General features: G+C 41.6%; 11 protein-coding genes and 1 pseudogene. All 12 read right to left on the bottom strand.

What is annotated here, in order from left to right; translation table 11 throughout:
* Window positions 1–145: 145 nt before the first annotated feature.
* Window positions 146–7,522, bottom strand: a complete 7,377-nt coding sequence (locus HMPREF8578_RS11380; RefSeq protein ID WP_000682658.1) for an SIALI-17 repeat-containing surface protein — start codon at window positions 7,520–7,522, stop codon at window positions 146–148.
* A gap of 294 nt (window positions 7,523–7,816) precedes the next feature.
* Window positions 7,817–10,609, bottom strand: a complete 2,793-nt coding sequence (gene ileS / locus HMPREF8578_RS11385) for an isoleucine--tRNA ligase (RefSeq protein WP_000768139.1) — start codon at window positions 10,607–10,609, stop codon at window positions 7,817–7,819.
* A gap of 251 nt (window positions 10,610–10,860) precedes the next feature.
* The gene (locus tag HMPREF8578_RS11390) at window positions 10,861–11,655 is read right to left on the bottom strand and encodes a DivIVA domain-containing protein (protein ID WP_001123183.1); all 795 of its coding nucleotides are present in this window, start codon (window positions 11,653–11,655) and stop codon (window positions 10,861–10,863) included.
* A gap of 16 nt (window positions 11,656–11,671) precedes the next feature.
* The gene (locus HMPREF8578_RS11395; RefSeq protein WP_000028987.1) at window positions 11,672–11,926 is read right to left on the bottom strand and encodes a DivIVA domain-containing protein; all 255 of its coding nucleotides are present in this window, start codon (window positions 11,924–11,926) and stop codon (window positions 11,672–11,674) included.
* An 8-nt stretch (window positions 11,927–11,934) separates the two neighbouring features.
* Complete coding sequence (locus tag HMPREF8578_RS11400; protein ID WP_000217809.1) at window positions 11,935–12,726, bottom strand: YlmH family RNA-binding protein; 792 nt, start codon at window positions 12,724–12,726, stop codon at window positions 11,935–11,937.
* Window positions 12,723–12,983, bottom strand: a complete 261-nt coding sequence (locus tag HMPREF8578_RS11405) for a YggT family protein (RefSeq protein ID WP_000576501.1) — start codon at window positions 12,981–12,983, stop codon at window positions 12,723–12,725. Before HMPREF8578_RS11405 ends, HMPREF8578_RS11400 begins: the two co-directional genes overlap by 4 nt.
* Entirely contained in the window at window positions 12,983–13,513 is a 531-nt protein-coding gene (locus HMPREF8578_RS11410; RefSeq protein WP_000053366.1) for a cell division protein SepF, read from the bottom strand. Before HMPREF8578_RS11410 ends, HMPREF8578_RS11405 begins: the two co-directional genes overlap by 1 nt.
* A gap of 9 nt (window positions 13,514–13,522) precedes the next feature.
* A complete protein-coding gene (locus tag HMPREF8578_RS11415) occupies window positions 13,523–14,194 on the bottom strand; it encodes a YggS family pyridoxal phosphate-dependent enzyme (RefSeq protein ID WP_001049614.1) in 672 nt (223 codons plus the stop codon).
* A 3-nt stretch (window positions 14,195–14,197) separates the two neighbouring features.
* On the bottom strand, window positions 14,198–15,454 hold the full coding sequence (gene ftsZ, locus HMPREF8578_RS11420) for a cell division protein FtsZ (protein WP_000144262.1): 1,257 nt from the start codon (window positions 15,452–15,454) through the stop codon (window positions 14,198–14,200).
* Between the two features lie 16 nt (window positions 15,455–15,470).
* Complete coding sequence (locus tag HMPREF8578_RS12735) at window positions 15,471–15,659, bottom strand: cell division protein FtsA C-terminal domain-containing protein (protein ID WP_413470354.1); 189 nt, start codon at window positions 15,657–15,659, stop codon at window positions 15,471–15,473.
* Between the two features lie 17 nt (window positions 15,660–15,676).
* Window positions 15,677–16,841 (bottom strand): annotated as a pseudogene (gene ftsA / locus HMPREF8578_RS11425) (cell division protein FtsA); the annotation flags it as partial.
* Between the two features lie 236 nt (window positions 16,842–17,077).
* On the bottom strand, window positions 17,078–17,782 hold the full coding sequence (locus tag HMPREF8578_RS11430) for a YwaF family protein (RefSeq protein ID WP_001055270.1): 705 nt from the start codon (window positions 17,780–17,782) through the stop codon (window positions 17,078–17,080).
* Between the last annotated feature and the right edge of the window lie 195 nt (window positions 17,783–17,977).

Raw genomic sequence — 17,977 nt, forward strand, 5'->3', positions numbered from 1 at the left:
TCTTTTCAGTTCATTTACGCTTTCAAAATCCTTATCTTATCAGGTCTTGAATGCACAAACAAGATCATGGAGAAACCACAGAAAAATTCCTAGGTAGCCTTAAACCTAGGAATTTTTCAAATTTTAATCAAACAGAATCGTTTCCTTATTTCTTGAAAATAGACTGTCTGAAGTCGTCTGTCTCACGAAGATAAGCGTTGTAAATCTTCTTCTTGAGCAGGTTAACCCAGCTAGCTTCGACACGGCTAGTAGCATTGGTAATGTTGCGTACATCCTCTGCCACTGCTGCATCCATCAACTGCTGCATCTCTGCATAAGAGCGAATGGTTACTTTCTTGGTACTGTTTGGATTTTTAAGCTCGTACTCAATGGTAATTGGCTTCAGCTTGGTCAGCTGATCAATTCGCTCTTGGTACATAGCTTTCTTGAAGGCTACCCAGGAATCATATTCGCCTTTGAATACATTTTCCAAGACTTTCTGATCCGTCACGAGACCAACATCTCTTCCAGACCATCCGTCCCACGTTTTCTTCCCTTCATCGAAGGCTTCCTGAGAGTACTGACCAGAAACATAAGGGACAAATCCTTCATGGTAGCCCTTGGCTGCCAGTAATTCATAGGCTGTGCGACGGAACATGACGTCACCTGGCGCTCCATTTGGATTGCTCAAGGCTGAGTAAATTGGTGAGAAGAGGCTGAGACTGAGGTAGCCATTTCGACCATATTTCCCACTTTCCTTATTCTCCCGACGAGTGATCACATCATTTTCAATCAAAGAGTCAAAGGTCTTCAGCTGCTTGATTTCCTCAGCTGTGAAGCTTCGCGTCTGGTTACCTGCGTGGGTCTCCTTACCATACTTATCTGTAATATAGTAATTCTCCATCTTCCTGAACCACTGTAACTTGGCAGCATCGCTCTGCTTCAACATAGAAGTACCTTCTAGATAGTCCAGGGTGTAGATCATGTCAAACATACCATGGACATAGTGTTGTAGGTCTGCTTCATTTTGAACACGCTCCTTGAAATTATAGGTATGCATACGTGTCTTAGAATCCTTGTCCACCTTGAAGAGAGTATTGAGCGTAATGGTTGGTTCATCTGGGCTTGGCGAAGATTGCAAGAGTCCACGAGCATAGAGTTCCGCACCCAAGCCCTCACGACGACCATAACCTTCAAAGTAAATTGCACCGTCAGAGTTATGGGTCATCTCATGCGTGTAGACTGAGTTACCATAGTCTTCCAACAATTTAGCAGCATCAAAGTGAGTTACACTACCCGTAGCATAGGCATTATAACCCTTGCTTGGATACCACTTGCCGGCAGGTCCGAAGAACTCCTGCATAGCTAGAGATTTTTTATCATTAGCTGGAGCCCAGTATTTTTGACCATTCTTGTCAACCAATGAGAATCCATCATAAACCAGAACAGAACGGAAAAGCTTGTCCTTGCTTTCTGGACTGAGAATCTTGTACCAGAAATCATAGTGGTCGCGCTGGTATTCAGCTGTTTTTCTCACTCGGTCTTCGACATATTCAGCTAGTTCTGCGTCTGTGCGCACTCTGTTATTGGCATCCAGGCGATAGCGATCATAAGCTCCCATAGAGAGGGTAGACATATTAGAGATAGCATAGACACCCTTCTCCGTCATGGTCAAGAGTGGCAGGAGCATGCCCTTGTGTTCCCAATTATCTGCAGTAATCTTGTCGTACACACCGACAGAGTACTTGCTCTTGCCCTCGGCTGCGTCCTGAAGCTTTCTCGCTTCTGGCACATCGGACTTAGCCTCAACAATATAGGCTTTTGTATTGGTCTTGAGCCATTCATTATTGGTCTTGTATGGTAGGAAGAGCTGACGGTAGCCTTCAAGGTAATTGAAGAGTCCTCGCTTGCCAGTTGCTTCAGAGAGCGAATTATCATACGCTGTATAGTTGTTCTTAGCCTTGAGATTCTCAAGTCCTGATTTCCCTAAAGCAATGATTGTATCAAGAACCGAAACGTCATTCTTACCATAGAAATCCATCTTGTAAGCCGACAAGTCTTTGACATTAAAGTTATCATAGTTGATATTATACCAACGGTTAAGGTAAGTCAAACCTAATAGGAAAGCTTCTTTATCAGCAAGAATCTTCTTAATAAGATAATCCTTAACTACTTCACCTTCAGTATTGATAGCCTTATCCATAGCCAGCACTTTGCGAAGCTCACCTGATAGCTTACTTTTCACTTGCGTAAATGCAGTGTCTAAGTATAGTTCATCCAAAGAAGTATCTGCGGCTACTCCGAGAGCTGTACGCATAGCTGGCGAATCAAGAACGACCTTGTTCAGCTCTGGCAACACTTGATTTAGAATACTAGTATAATCTGATACAAAGGCTTCTGGAGTATAAAGAAGATCTAATCCCTTCATCCTATACTCAGCAATACCTTGGTTGACGAAATCTCCCTGATAAGATATTTCTAGATAGTCAATGGTATTGTCCATGTAGTGAAGCATCAAACGATTGATTGCTGTTTTATTGCCATGGATATCTGTCACCACTTGATGGTCCTTCATCGGAACAACATCCAGTAGGTACTCCTTATTCAACTTATGCTCTTTCGGAATCTTGTTCGCAAATGAAACAATGGTTTCTTTATTGTAGAAAGGAAGCAGTTTCTCCATATTTGCATAAGAATATCCACGGTCGAATTGAGCATTGTTTACCTCACCATAGTCGACAAAACGCATATTTAGATTCGTGTCATCTAGGCTAGTCGTGATGTCCATAGCAGTCAGTTTTTCTTCCATTTCTTCTTGAGTAATAGTAGAAGTAACAAACTGATCGTTTTTCAAGGTTTCACTCTTGGCAACTTTATATGCTTGCGTAATGCGGTCGTTTTTGTAGCCCTGATCCCCAGAAATACTGTAAACATTTGTACCGCTAACATTACTGATAACATTATCAACTAAACCATTGAAGTAGTTCGAGCCGACCACTCCACCGATTTGACCGTTAGTGGTTGAATTATATAATTTTCCTGTCACATAAGATTTGGTGATTCGAGCATTGTTTTCTAGACGTCCAACCAAACCACCGATACGTTGTTCATTTGATCGAGCTCCACTAATAATCGTTACATCTGCTTTACTTTGGCTAAGAAGAGATTCTCCTCCTTTAAGGCTTGCAACCAAACCACCTACATTATAAGCTTTGATGTGTTGACTGTTAGATAGGATAGTTCCCGTAAAGGAACTATTTGTAATCTTCGTATTGGTTCCATTAACTACTAGACCCGCTACGTTAGAGGCGTTGCCTACTACCGATACTCTCCCCTGAACAGAAACATCTGTGATTCGCGCATTCTCCGCATTGCGTGCCAGTGCAGCCGAGTCATAGGTACCCTCGATATTCACATCTTTAAAGTCGATATTGGAAATAACAGAACCACTCTTGAGGTTTTCAAATAGAGGCTTGGCTAGATTGTAAATGGCGTATTGCTTACCATTTTGACTGCCCGTCAGACTGCCGGTGAAGTTCCCTTTGAGATAGACATAATCCGCAGGAGCTAGGTTGACCTCGCTCGCATCCAAATCAGCTCCCAGAACATAATTTCCTGCCATATTTCGCTTCATAGCTTCTACCAATCCAGCAAAGCTAGTGTAGACATTTTGCTGGCTTGGGACTGCCTTACTGATGTAGAAGTCGTGCCCAGACTTATAGCCCGTTTCACTTTCTTGGACGAGTTCAGGAAGGGTTACATTAACCTTATAGACTGCCTTGCCATCTTTCTCTGCTTCAGAAATGCTGTGAACTGGTAGGAGAATTTCCTTGGATTCACTTGATTTGATCTTGACGAAGTAGGTAGACAGATCTGTAGGCATAGAGCTCATCGATACAAAGCGCTTGTATTGGTCGTTTTCTTTATGATAAAACTCAACAGAATCAATATCACGGAAGGCAATCTTCTTGTATTCTAACTCAAAGTTACGACTGTCTGTTTCAAACTCAGTAAAGCTGCCATTATCCAGTTCATAAGTCAACTTGGTTTTTAGAGTGTAGCCTGTGTAGTAGTCTAGGTCGCCAATTTTCAAGCTGCCAGCGAAGTTGGTAATTGGAAGAGTGCGAATCAGCTGGTCTCCCTGGTACAATTCTGCAGTCGCTGAACGGAAGGACTGGGTCTGGTCTTCCAATCTATATTGGACCGTCACCGACTTATCATCAGCATTCTCAGTCAGACTTAGAATGGAAACAGTCGGCTTGACTTTAGGCACTCCATTTAGAGCTTCTTTGGCTGCTGTCAGGCTAGCAAGAGCTTGGTTGACCTGTACTTGTGTAGCAGTCTGATTGTTCAAAACTTTGTCTGCCTTGGTCAATTCGTCAGTATAAGCTGTCTGCTTTTCTGAATCCGCATTCTTATATTTAACAGAAGTTTTAACCGTTGGATTTAAATCGTACTCAGTCTGGAGAGCTGTTTTAACAACTTCAAGACCACTTAATTGAGCCTTGGCTTGATTGATTTGTTCCACCAGTTGGTTGACTTCTGCTTGGCTGGCTTGGGATTGGCTCAGAATCGCTTGACCAGCCGTCAAAGCAGCATCATAGTTAGCTTGATGACTCTGACTATCGTTGAAATAACGGGCCTGAGCTTTAATCTGATCCGCTTCTGCCAAAAGATTATGCAGTGAAATTAAATCGAACTCCTCTAAAGCGTCTGCTTTCGGTGCTTCATTTGGCACCATGGTTGGTTTAGCTGTGCCGACTTTGACAATTTGCGTTACTGGAGCCAAGGTTTCTTCATTAGACAACTCTTGGCGGTCGATTTCCTGACCATTGGAACTGTAGACGCGAGTCTTGATAGTCCGTTCGCCTTGAACTCCCGGAGTTGTGATTTGACGAGCATCTTGAACAAGCTCATCGGTTTCTTCTTCACGAATGCTAAAGTTGATTTTTTCAACGCGCGTTTCGTCAGTATAAGTCAACGGATACTCTGGCAGAGCGTCTGCTTTCGGTGCATCATTTGGCACCATGGTTGGTTTAGCTGTGCCGACTTTGACGATTTGTGTTACAGGAGCTAGTGTTTCCTCGTTAGACAACTCTTGACGGTCAATTTCCTGACCGTTAGAACTGTAAACTCGAGTCTTGATGGTTCGTTCACCTTGGACTCCCGGAGTCGCGATTTGACGAGCATTTTGAACAAGCTCATCCGTTTCTTCTTCACGAATGCTAAAGTTGATTTTCTCAACCCGAGTTTCGTCAGTATATGTCAGTGGATACTCTGGCAGAGCGTCTGCTTTCGGCGCTTCATTTGGCACCATAGTTGGCTTAGCTGTTCCGACTTTGACGATTTGCGTTACTGGAGCTAGGATTTCCTCATTAGACAATTCTTGGCGGTCAATTTCCTGATCATTGGAACTGTAGACACGAGTCTTGATAGTCCGTTCACCTTGGACTCCTGGAGTTGTGATTTGACGAGCATCTCGAACAAGCTCATCGGTTTCTTCTTCACGAATGCTAAAGTTGATTTTTTCAACGCGCGTTTCGTCAGTGTAAGTTAGCGGATACTCTGGCAAATCATCTGCTTTAGGTGCATCACTTGGTACCATATTTGTTTTAGCTGTTCCGACTTTGACGATTTGCGTTACAGGAGCTAGGGTTTCTTCATTCGAAAGTTCTTGGCGGTCAACCTCTTGACCGTTGGAACTGTAGACACGAGTCTTAATCGTGCGTTCGCCTTGGACTCCTGGAGTTGTGATTTGACGACTTCCTTCTGGAATCTCATCTGTATATTGCTCGTCAATAGAAAAATCAATCTTTTCTATTCTAACCTCATCATTTGTAGTCAATTCCAACTCAGAATTCTCATGAATAGGAGCTGTATCAGGAGTTGTCCCATATTCCGTCAGTTCTGGAATCTCTTGAACTGGAGATGTCTCGGGACTGGTTCCGTATTCTGCCAATTCTGGAACTTCGTGAACAGGCGCTGTTTCTGGAGTTGTCCCATATTCCGTCAATTCTGGAATCTCTTGAACTGGGGCTGTCTCAGAATTTGTGCCATATTCTGTCAATTCTGAAACTTCGTGAACAGGCGCTGTTTCAGGAGTTGTACCATATTCCGTCAATTCTGGAACTTCATGAACTGGAGATGTTTCAGGACTTGTGCCGTATTCCGTCAGTTCTGGAACTTCGTGAACTGGAGATGTATCAGGATTTGTCCCATATTCCGTCAATTCTGGAATCTCTTGAACTGGAGATATCTCGGGACTAGTGCCATACTCTGCCAATTCTGGAACTTCGTGAACTGGCGCTATTTCTGGAGTTGTGCCATATTCTATCAATTCTGGAACTTCACGAACTGGAGACGTCTCAGGACTAGTCCCATATTCCGTCAATTCTGGAATTTCGTGAACTGGCGCTATTTCAGGACTTGTACCGTATTCCGTCAGTTCTGGAACTTCGTGAACTGGAGTTTCTTTTGGTATCGAGTTAGTTGGAGCTGTTCCAACTAAAATAATTTCAGAAACAGGTTCAAGCGTCACTTGATCAGAAATCATTTCGCTTTTTACGATTTCTTGATCCTTACGAAAATAACGAGTCACTACTGTACGTTGACCTCGAATACCTGATTGTATGACTTTTGATTGGCCTTGAGCCAATTCATCGGTATATTGGTATTTTGTCTGATAAGGAAGTTCTTGGACTGACTTTTGCTCACTAATTTTTAGTTCTGGTAAGTCATAAACGGGGCTTAGACGAGCAGACTCTCTCTCCTTGGCAGCTATAGCTTCTCTTTCTTCCTCAGTTAAAGCATCCCCCTTATCTGAAACAATCTCTTTCATATCAAAATTTGTTTCACTCGGTTTAAGTTCACTTCCCTTCTCTTTCTCCAAGTCAAGTGTCGGATTTTCCTTCAGAGCAGAATGAGCTAAATGGCTATCATTTTGTTCTTCATTCTTTAGGTAACCGATATAGACGTAACCGTCAATTTTCAATGGTGCTGGAAGGGATTCTCCGAGACCCAAGTTAAGACTTTGATTATATGCTGCAAGTTCGATATTCGTCACTGCTAAGACTGTTGGAGATAGCAGTATGGATCCCATTCCAGTTACCAACAAGATAGAAGATAAATACCTCTTCCCGTTCCTGCCTCTAACTACTACAAGCACTAGTAATGCAAGACCCATCGCTGTAAAAGTTGATTCCCAAAGGCCAGAGTGACCTGTCTTAGGCAATACTCCAGATGAATCCCCTTGAGTAGTCGGACGATAAACTAAGTAATAGGTCTCTGAAGCATCCTCAACATGCTTTGGAATCTCCCTGATCAAGGCACTCTTCTCTGCCTCCGTCAATTCAGACTCCACTACGTAGTGGTATTTGACATGAGCAGACTGCTGACTTTGAATTTCTGCTGCCTTTACAGAAGTCAAGTCCCCAGCTATTTGCCCACTCAAAAGGAAGCTTCCAATAGTCGCCGAAACGAGCCCAACGGACAACTTGCGGAAAGAAAAGCGCTGTCGTTTTTCTCCATAAAATTGATGTTTCATTCTCAAAATTTCCTCTTCAATATGTTATTCAATCCTTTCTATTCTACCTGATTTCACTTGATTATTCAAATTATTTGTCGCGATTTTTAGAAGCAACACATGCCTTTTAAAAGTACCAAAAAACGACTCCTCTTTTTAAAAAATCTCAAAAAATCAACTTAAAACTCTCCCTAAAAATGTTGAATTTCCACATCTTTATCCTAAGCATTTTCCAGCAAAAAAAGAGAGAAATGACTTTCTCTCTTTTACCTTTCCTCTCTTCTTAAACTATGAGAAGACATATTTCTAATCTGATTATTTCGCTTCAAATCCTTCTGCAACCGCATCCGCAAAGTTTTCTTCTACGATGCTTGCACAGTGGTCACAAATGACGGCATAGTAACTACGCTCAGCAGTAGTTGGATCGATACGACGGCAACGGTCACATACTTCACCTGCAGCGCGTTCAACTGTAAAGGCAACATCCTCAAAGCTAACTGCTCCTTCTGGAGCTGTACCTTCAGCGATGGTCAATTCTGACACGATCAAAAGTTGAGCTACATTGCTGTCCACAGCTCCAAGAAGAGTTTTCACCACTTCATTTGGATAAACTGTCAAGTGTGCTTCGAGTGATTTACCGATTACTTTTGCATTACGCGCTTCTTCCAAGGCTTTTTGAGCTTGTCCACGGAAGTCCATGAAAGCTGACCATGTATCCAAGATTTCTTCTTGGTTGGCAAAAGTTTCAGCTTCTGGTAATTCAGACAATTGAACAAATTCTTCAGCTTCAAACTCAAGATATGACCAGATTTCTTCTGCTGTGTGAGGAAGGATTGGTGTCAAGAGTTTGGTGATTTTGACAAGAATGTCATAGAAGACTGTCTGCATTTGACGACGTTCGAGTGATTTGGCACCTTCGATGTAGACAACGTCTTTAGCAAAATCAAGGTAGAAAGCTGACAAGTCAACGTTGATAAAGTTCACCAAGGCCTTGTAAATTGTCAAGAATTCAAAGTTTGCATAAGCATCACGAATGGTCTTGACAAGCTGGTTAAAGCGGATGGTCATGTACTTATCAACGGAACGAAGCTCATCGTAAGCCACTGCGTCTTGAGCTGGGTTAAAGTCAGAAGTGTTAGCAATCAAGAAGCGAAGAGTGTTACGGATCTTACGGTAAGTTTCAGAGACTTGGCTCAAGATATCCATAGAGATACGCACGTCGTTGCTTGAGTCCACACTTGTTACCCAGAGACGCAAGATTTCCGCACCAAATTGTTTTTCAACATCACTTGGAGCAATGGTATTCCCAAGAGATTTAGACATCTTCTCACCTTTACCATCAAGCGCAAATCCTTGTGACAAGATTTGTTTGTAAGGAGCAACGCCATGGTTAGCAACAGATGTGATAAGTGATGAGTTGAACCAACCACGATACTGGTCAGAACCTTCAAGGTAAAGATCTGCTGGATATTTGAGTTCTGGACGGTTGACCACTACTCCATTCCATGACGAACCTGAGTCAAACCATACGTCCATGATATCTGTTTCTTTCTTGAACTCGCCATTTGGTGAACCTGGATGCGTAAATCCTTCTGGCAAGAGGTCCTTAGCATCACGTTCCCACCAGATGATAGAACCGTGTTCCTCAAAGAGTTGAGCTACATGTTCAATAGTCTCAGCTGTCATGATTGGTGTTCCGTCTTCAGCATAGAAGATTGGAAGCGGAACACCCCAAGCACGTTGACGAGAGATAACCCAGTCACCACGGTCACGAATCATATTGTAAAGACGAACTTTCCCCCATTCTGAGTGGAACTTCACTTTTTCAATTTCATCCAAGATTTCTTGGCGGAATTTAGATACAGAGGCAAACCACTGTGGAACAGCACGCCAGATGATTGGTTTCTTGGTACGCCAGTCAAATGGATATGAGTGGGAGATTTCTTCTTGAGCAAGGAGTAAATCACCCAGTTTTTCGATAACAGTCGGCACAACCTTGTCATAGAACTGACCCGCAAATTCAGGACCAGAATTTTCCATCATAATACCGCGTTCGTTAACTGTTACAGCAACTTCAAGGCCGTTGGCAACACCGACATTGTAGTCGTCCTCACCAAAACCAGGGGCTGTATGGACGATACCTGTACCAGAGTCAGTCGTAACGTGGTCACCAAGGATTACCAACTCATCTACAGCTGTATCCCATGGGTGGACTGTTACGATGTGATTCAATTCTTGACCACGGTAGGTTGCCAAGACTTGCACATCCGCCCAGCCAAATTTTTCAGACAAACTGTTCAACAATTCTGAAGCAACTACAAACTTACGAGTCTCACCAGCAGGTTGTACGACTACGTAATCAATATCCGCTCCAACTGTCAAACCACGAGATGCTGTGATAGTAAATGGTGTAGTGGTCCATACGACAATATAAGTATCTGTATCTAGGACACCTTTTCCGTCTTTGACGCGGTTGGCATAGTAAAGGGAAGTTGAAAGCAAGTCATGGTATTCAATTTCCGCTTCCGCAAGGGCTGACTCAGAAGACCATGACCAGTAAACTGGCTTGGCACCACGGTAGATATAGCCTTTTTTAGCCATTTCACCAAAGACACGGATCTGAGCCGCTTCATAGTCCGGAGTCAAAGTCACATAAGGATTTTCCCAGTCACCAGAAACACCCAATCGTTTAAAGTCTTCTCGTTGTTTATCTACTTGAGAAAGAGCATAGTCACGGCAAAGTTTCAAGTACTCAACCAAGTCCATTTCTTTGCGTTTAACGCCCTGTTTTGCCAAGACTTGCTCGATTGGCAGACCATGTGTATCCCAACCTGGAATGTAAGGTGCATAGAATCCTGACATAGACTTAGAACGAACAATAATATCTTTGGAAATCTTGTTCATGGCATGTCCAACGTGGATATTTCCGTTTGCATACGGAGGTCCATCATGCAAGGTGAAATGAGGTTTTCCTTGGTTCAATTCTTGACGACGTTGGTAAAGTTTTGCTTCTTCCCATTCTTTTTGCCAAACTGGTTCTTTGGTTGGAAGACCAGCACGCATAGGAAAGTCTGTTTTCCCTAGATTGAGGGTTTCTTTAAGTTTCATTGTTACTCCTTTAATTTAAAATGACAAAATAAAAACCACGATTCGCAAAAAGGACGAAAATCGTGGTACCACCTTTGTTCGAAAAAAGACAGCGTCTCTTTTCCTCTTTTCCCGTAACGTGGGAGACGTTCAGTCTTACTGTTTTCGGACTGGATCTGTTGAGAGGATAATCTAACCACTAGGGATTGCAGGACTCGCACCATCTCCCGCTCGCTGAAAATATAGTTGGTTCGATCTTGTTCTCACATTTTTTATAGGATAAGAACAGATTCTTTATTTGCATCGTTCTCAGTTGCCGCAGTAGCTTCTACTTCAACTGACTCTTCATGCTGGTCACTTTCTTCTGTCTGTTGATTTTGTTGAGCTTCAAACTCAGCTAATTCTTTGTTACCAGCCTCGATACGAGCTTGCAATTCAGCAACCTCTTCTGGTGTAAATTGGCGAGTCATATCAATAGGCTCTTCTTCTGGTTGTAAAGATACAGATTCACCAAGAACTTCACCCACCACTTCTTTAAAGGCTTCATCACTTGTCTGAAGGTAAGTAGCTGTTGGGCGAAGAATATCTTCCCAATCAGATGACTCGACAATAGCCAATTGACTTTCAATCGTAGACTTGAGGCGTTGATGGAATACACGGCTCTTGTTCTTCAACTCTTCTGTCTCAACAGCCACTCTCTTCGCATTATCTGTAGCCTGACGGAGAATTTCATTTGCCTTGTATTTCGCTTCTTCAAGCAAACGCTGAGCATCTTGTTCAGCTTGTTGAATGATATTGTTTGAACGTTCTTGAGCAGCTTGTTTGACACGCTCAGCTGTATCTTGAGCAATCAAAACTGACTGACTCAAGGAATCCTTCATCTCATCAAAGTAAGACAAACGTTCTTCTAAATTTTTGATGTGCGTTTCTTTATCGTGATTGCTACGAACCAAGTCTTCATAATCACGAACAACGATATCCAGAAATTCATCTACTTCTTCTGGGTCAAAACCTCTAAATCTTGTGCCAAAGGTTTTATCTTTAATTTCTAACGATGTAATTGGCATACTTTTCCTCACTTACTTAATAAAAAATAGAATCATTAATTGCTTCTGGTTCTTGCTCGCTTGTTACTGTTCTCTTAGGAATATCATTCGTATAATAGGAAAGACATTCTTCTAGTTTTTTGATATAGAGTTCAGTTTCATCTTTGTATCGAATCATCTCCTCTAATTCAAAGTAAATCTTATCTAGAAAGAGGTCAACTTCTTCCTGATTGTAGCCTCTGAATGTTCTTGAGAAAGCTTTATCACTTATTTCTTGTGGTGTAATCGACATATTTCTTCTCACTTGCTTAAAAGTAGCCGGACTGTTAGTTTTTTCTTATCCTTTTTGGTCTGACCATTGTCTTTGACAACTTTCAAACGACCAAACTTTCTCACACTGATCAAATCTCCAACTGCGATCTGGTAATCACTTTTTTCAACCAGATGATAGTTTACCTGGACAGATTTTTTCTCAATCAGTTGACTAGTTTGATTTCTAGATAATTTCAAGGCACTTGATAAGAGGGCATCCAATCGAAAACTCGAAACTAAAATTTCTCGTTCTCTATAGTCAATTTTAGATATAATCCTATCGGTAAAAGGACATTCCTCCAGCGATACAGGAAGTCTGCCAATCTTTCTTATTCCATCCTGAAAAAGAGGAATAAAATCACGATTGACAAAAATCTGTGCTCTCTTTTCATCTACCAAGATATCACCAAATAATTTACGGTCAATTCCTAGTTGGTTGATGATTGTTCCCAATATTTTTCCATGACTCAGTTGCTCAAACTTACTCGGATAACAAATTTCCAACAAGGCCATTTCAAAGTCTGATATCTCCGGTTCAAAGTAATCTGGATAGAGAAGAACTCGAACCGACTCTGTCGGAAGAAAATCACCACTACTTTGGCAACCCAGTCCATATGTCCCAGCTAGCACCCTCAAGATCTGTTCCTGATGGGGATTGATAAAAGGAGTAAGTACCGGCGCATAGGTATCTTCTACCCGCTTGATCCACTCTAACCCCTTATCAATAAAGGGAATATCATCTTGGGAAAAATGCTGATAAATGGCTCGATTTACTGTCATAGTAATAGGACTAGTCGTGTTAAGAGATTTCCAACAAACTGAATCAGAATCAGCGCTGCCCAAACCGTAAAATCAAGGCCAGCAAATTGTAGATTGAGCTTACGAAGGGGCTCAATAACTGGACGAGCAAGTCTGATAACTAGGCGACCTAGCTGGCTTTCATAGGCATTTGGAAACCATGAAAGAAGAGCAAATGCAACGAGAATGATGGAATAAATGCTAACCGCATTTTGGATTAAACGGATTAAGAAAATCATTATCTTGCTCTATTTCGTTTAATGTCAAAACCAAACTCAGCGCTTTGTGATTCATCTGGAAGTTTGATATCTTCAATGTTCACGATAACGTTGACAGGAGTCAATAGATACATCGTGCTCGCAACTTTTTTCATATTTCCAGCCAAGACATGACGGGCTCCGTCCAAGTAATCAAGGCAACGACGGGCTTGTACCTCTGTCATGTATTGGAAATCAATCAAAATACTTTCATTGCCAGCCAACAAATCTACAATTTCAGTTGCATCTTCATATTTTCTTGGATAGCGAACGTCAATTGTCACTTTCTCATCTGAACGATGGCTTTGCATTGCCAATTCTTGCTGACGCGCATGTAGACGAGTAATATTTGCATCTTTTGCTGATCCTGACTGAGCAGGTGCTGGTAATTCTTTAGAAGATGAGATGGCTGGGCTAACTGTTTCCTCTTGTTGAGTCTGGTAGTTAGTCGTTTCTTCTCCGTCTTCTGTAAAATAATCTATAAATTTATCGAATCTATCTTTTAAAGACATAGCTCTCTCCTATTTAAAAAATGCTGTACCGATTCGAACAAAGGTTGAGCCGAACTGAATCGCTTCTTTAAAATCACGACTCATTCCCATGCTTAGCTCTGTCATCGGTATATTAGGGATTTGTTTTTCTCTAATTTCTGCTTGCAGAGCCTGCGTATCCTTGAAAATTTCTTTCAAATCATCACTGTCTGCCTCAAAAGGAGCCATGGTCATTAAACCAACATACTCAATCTGATCTAACTTAGCCAATTCTGGCAAAAGTTCTAGCAATTCTTCTTTTGAAAACCCATGCTTGCTTTCTTCTCCAGAAATATTGACCTGCAAGAAACACTTGATAACATGATCTGTTCTCTTTTGAATTTCCTGGGCTAACTTAAGGGAATCTAAAGCATGAAAGTAATCCACATATGGGATTACTTCTTTCACTTTCCGTCTCTGTAGTGTTCCTATTAAATGCCAAGTAACTGGGTAATCTTTCAAGGCCTGATATTTTTCTAAAAATTTATCGACTCGATTTTCACCTATATGACGGACACCAAGCGGAAGCAAGGCTTCCGCTGTTTGTACATCTACATACTTTGTCACTGCGATTACTGAAACAGCATCTAGAGCACGGTTGGCTTCTTGACTAGCATCAGCTATTTGCTGAAAAACTAATTCAGTATTTTTTTTCAAATTCATTGATTAACGATTTTTGAAGAATGGAGGTGTATCCAATTCATCTTCATCTTGTGAAACTGGTGTTTCGAAGCGTTCTACTGGTGAAACAACTGGATCTGTTTGGCGAACAATTGACTCACGACGCAAGTCCCAGTCTCCAAAAGCAGAGGCTTGGTTTGTTTCAAAACGACGTGGGCTTGATTTAGGCATTTCTGCTGTCTCTTCCAAGTCGAATTGACGGTCAAATGTGTGCGCTTGTGGAGCTTTAGTTGATGGACGTCCAACTGGTTGGTTGTTACGAGCTCCAACTACTTTTTCCACTCGCTCTTGACGAACACCTGTCGCTACAACAGTAACACGGATTTCATCCTTCATGCTTTCGTCAATTGATGTTCCAAGCCAGATGTTTACACCTTGGCCAGCTGCTTGGTTGACAATTTCTGAAGCTTCTTCTGCTTCAATCAAGGTCAAATCAAGACCACCAGTAACGTTGACGATGACATCCTCTGCACCATCGATTGTTGTTTCAAGAAGTGGAGAGTAAATTGCTTTACGAGCCGCTTCAACAACGCGTTCTTCACCACTACCGATACCGATACCCATAAGAGCATTCCCTTTGTTGGCCATTACAGTTTTCACGTCAGCAAAGTCAAGGTTAATCAATCCTGGGTTCGTGATCAAGTCAGTAATCCCTTGAACACCTTGGCGAAGAACGTTATCTGCTTCGCTAAGAGCTTCAAGAAGTGGCGTTTTCTTATCAACGATTTCAAGCAAGTTGTTGTTAGAGATAATCAACAAAGTATCAACATGCTCGCGAAGTTCGTTGATTCCTTCTACAGCGTACTGACCACGTTTGCTTCCTTCAAATCCGAAAGGACGTGTCACAACACCAACTGTAAGAGCACCAAGATCTTTAGCGATACGTGCAATAACAGGGGCTGCACCTGTACCAGATCCACCACCCATACCTGCAGTGATAAAGACCATGTCCGCTCCAGTGATAGCTTCCGTCAAAGCTTCTTCACTTTCTTCTGCAGCTTTACGTCCAACTTCTGGACGACCTCCAGCACCCAAACCACGAGTCAATTTAGGACCAAGTTGGATAACTGTTTCTGCTTTCGTACTGCTAAGGGCTTGTACATCAGTGTTGGCTGCGATAAATTCTACACCAGCAACACCTTCGTCAACCATGCGGTTAATGGCGTTACCACCACCACCACCGACACCAATTACCTTAATAACTGCGCCTTGAGCTGCTGCTGTATCAAATGAAAATGTCATAATTTCTTATCCTCTTTTATTCATCAAACATGCTTCCGATCAAACCACGGAAACGTTCTGTTAGCTTCGGTTTACTTTGAGAACTTGCTTGGAATTCTTCCTTGGGAGCAACTGGAGCTTCCTGCACAGTTTCAGCTGGAGCTGCTTGTGCTGGACTTGGTTGCGTTACTGGATTCAAACGTTGATTTGGAATGCTAAAGTTGATTGGTTTTTGACGAAGGAATTCATCTCCTTTAACTGCTTTTTGAGCAAGAAGATTGACTTCAGTCAATTTACCAGCAAACTCAGACAAGCTAATCACGTGCGCAAATGCAGGGTTGCGAATTCCAACTTGATTTGGTACATAAAGTTTTACGCGAACACCAAATACTTCTTGGGCTAATTCAACAATTCCTGGCAAAATTGCATTTCCACCGATAAGGACGATACCTCCAGGTAAATCTAACAAGTGTCTTCTTTCCAACTCTTGTTTGATTTGGTCAAAGATATGTTTGATACGTGCTGAGATAATTTCTGCCAAGTAGCTTTCTGTTACTTCAACAGGTTCTACTTCACCAATTACTTCAACTTGGAAAGTTTCGTTACTTGCAAGTGGAACGTAAGCTTCACCATAGTTCAGTTTCAAACTTTCTGCAATTTTTTGAGATGTTTTCAAGACTTTAGAAATGTCTTTAGTAACGTAATCTCCACCTTCTTGGTAGATGTTGGTGAACTGCAATTCTTGGTTGCGGATAGTCGCTACAGTAGTCTGACCTCCACCCATGTCAATGACAGTCGCACCAAATTCACGTTCGCCTTCATTGAGAACGGAGTTCACGATTGCCAAAGGTGAAATAATCACATTATCAACATGAATACCTACACGCTCAACCGTCTTACGAAGATTGTGTAGAATCGTACGAGGACCTGTGTAAAGCAGGCCACGCATTTCCAAGCGGACACCCATCATACCACGAGGGTCACGGATGCCTTGGAATCCATCCACGATGAATTCTTCTGGAATAAAGGTAATCACTTCACGGTCAGGAGTCATGCTCTTTGTCAAAGCTGATTTGACAACATTTTCAACATCTTTATCTGTGATTTCTTTGGTATCAGAAGTTACAGGAATCATTCCTTGTGTTGGTTCAACCTGCAAGAGGTTTGCTGGAAGGCCAACGTTAACAGACTTAATAGAAATACCCGCTTTCTCTTCTGCCTGTGTGATTGCGGATTTGATTGCTGAAGCAGCTGCTTCAATATCAACAATAATTCCGTCTTTTACACCTTTACTTTTGGCATTACTAACACCAATTACATTTACTTCACCATCTCTATGCTCAGCTACTAGCACTTTAATCGAGCTAGTTCCGATATCTAAGCCTGTAAAAAAACCATCTCTAGTCATTACATCGCATCCTCTCTGTCTTCCAAGTTTCTCACTTCTATTTAATAACTATGTTTGGGCATAGCTATTCAAAGAATATTATAACACAAAAAATCCAATCGTGCTTAGTTTTTGATAAAATTCCTGCATGTTTTTTGAGAAAATTCTAGAAAAATTCTTCTTCTAAGAGATTTTTTGAAGTTAACGTTCACAATTTCCTTTCTGCTTCTTAAAAAACCAAAAAAGAGAAGATCATTTTAGATCTTCTCTTGAATAAATTCTTCCGATTTTTGTTGTAAAAAATTTTCTACTAATTTCCCTGTTAAGCGAATTGCTATCACGATAACAGTCGAAACAATGAGATAATTTAAGGGCTGGCCAAAACTTCCAACAAGTGGTGGTTTGTTTAAAAATCCATAATCTCCACCTACAACTAAGTTAACAACCCATATCAAGCCATTCAAAGCGAAGGTAATTACCGCCACATTCTTCAAATCGAGAAGGGAAGGTTGATAGCTTCTAAACAAGTATAGGAGCGCATTTCCTAAAAGGGCAACATGTCCGATAATGAAGGACAAAATGGTCACGTGTGGAAATGGGTAGGGATCAAAAAGTGGGTAAGCTAGTGCTGCTGTTGCTCCAAAAGTTCCTAAAAGGGCGAAGTACTGTTTGTACTTGGATGTTCCTGGAATCAAGAGCATCACAAACATGGCGATACGGCAATGATAGAAGGGCAAACTTTCTGATAGAGGCATGAGATTGCCCCAATACCAGCTATACAGAACAATCAGTTGAACAGACTGAAGGATCTGAATAAAACGCTGGTAAGCCACTTTATCGCGAAAACGATAAGAAGCATAAAAAGTAAGAGCCAATAAACATAACAAACCAATGTACCAGTGAAGTTCAAACTGGGGCGGTTCTGATATCTGTGTGGTAAATAATTTATCCCACAAATTCATATTCTATTCCTCGTTCATCTAGCTAGAGGCAGTAAAAAAAATTCACTCCCCCCAGCTTTTAAATTTTTTGAAAAAACTTGATTCTATGCCATGCATAGAATACTTGAGTCTTAAATTCGCAACCTATTATATCATTTGTATTGCAGAAATGCACCTTGCAGATACCCTTTTTTGATTTGTCAACTTCTCTAGCAT

The sequence above is a fragment of the Streptococcus oralis ATCC 49296 genome (genome assembly GCF_000185265.1).
GTDB classification, from domain to species: Bacteria; Bacillota; Bacilli; order Lactobacillales; family Streptococcaceae; genus Streptococcus; species Streptococcus oralis_BC.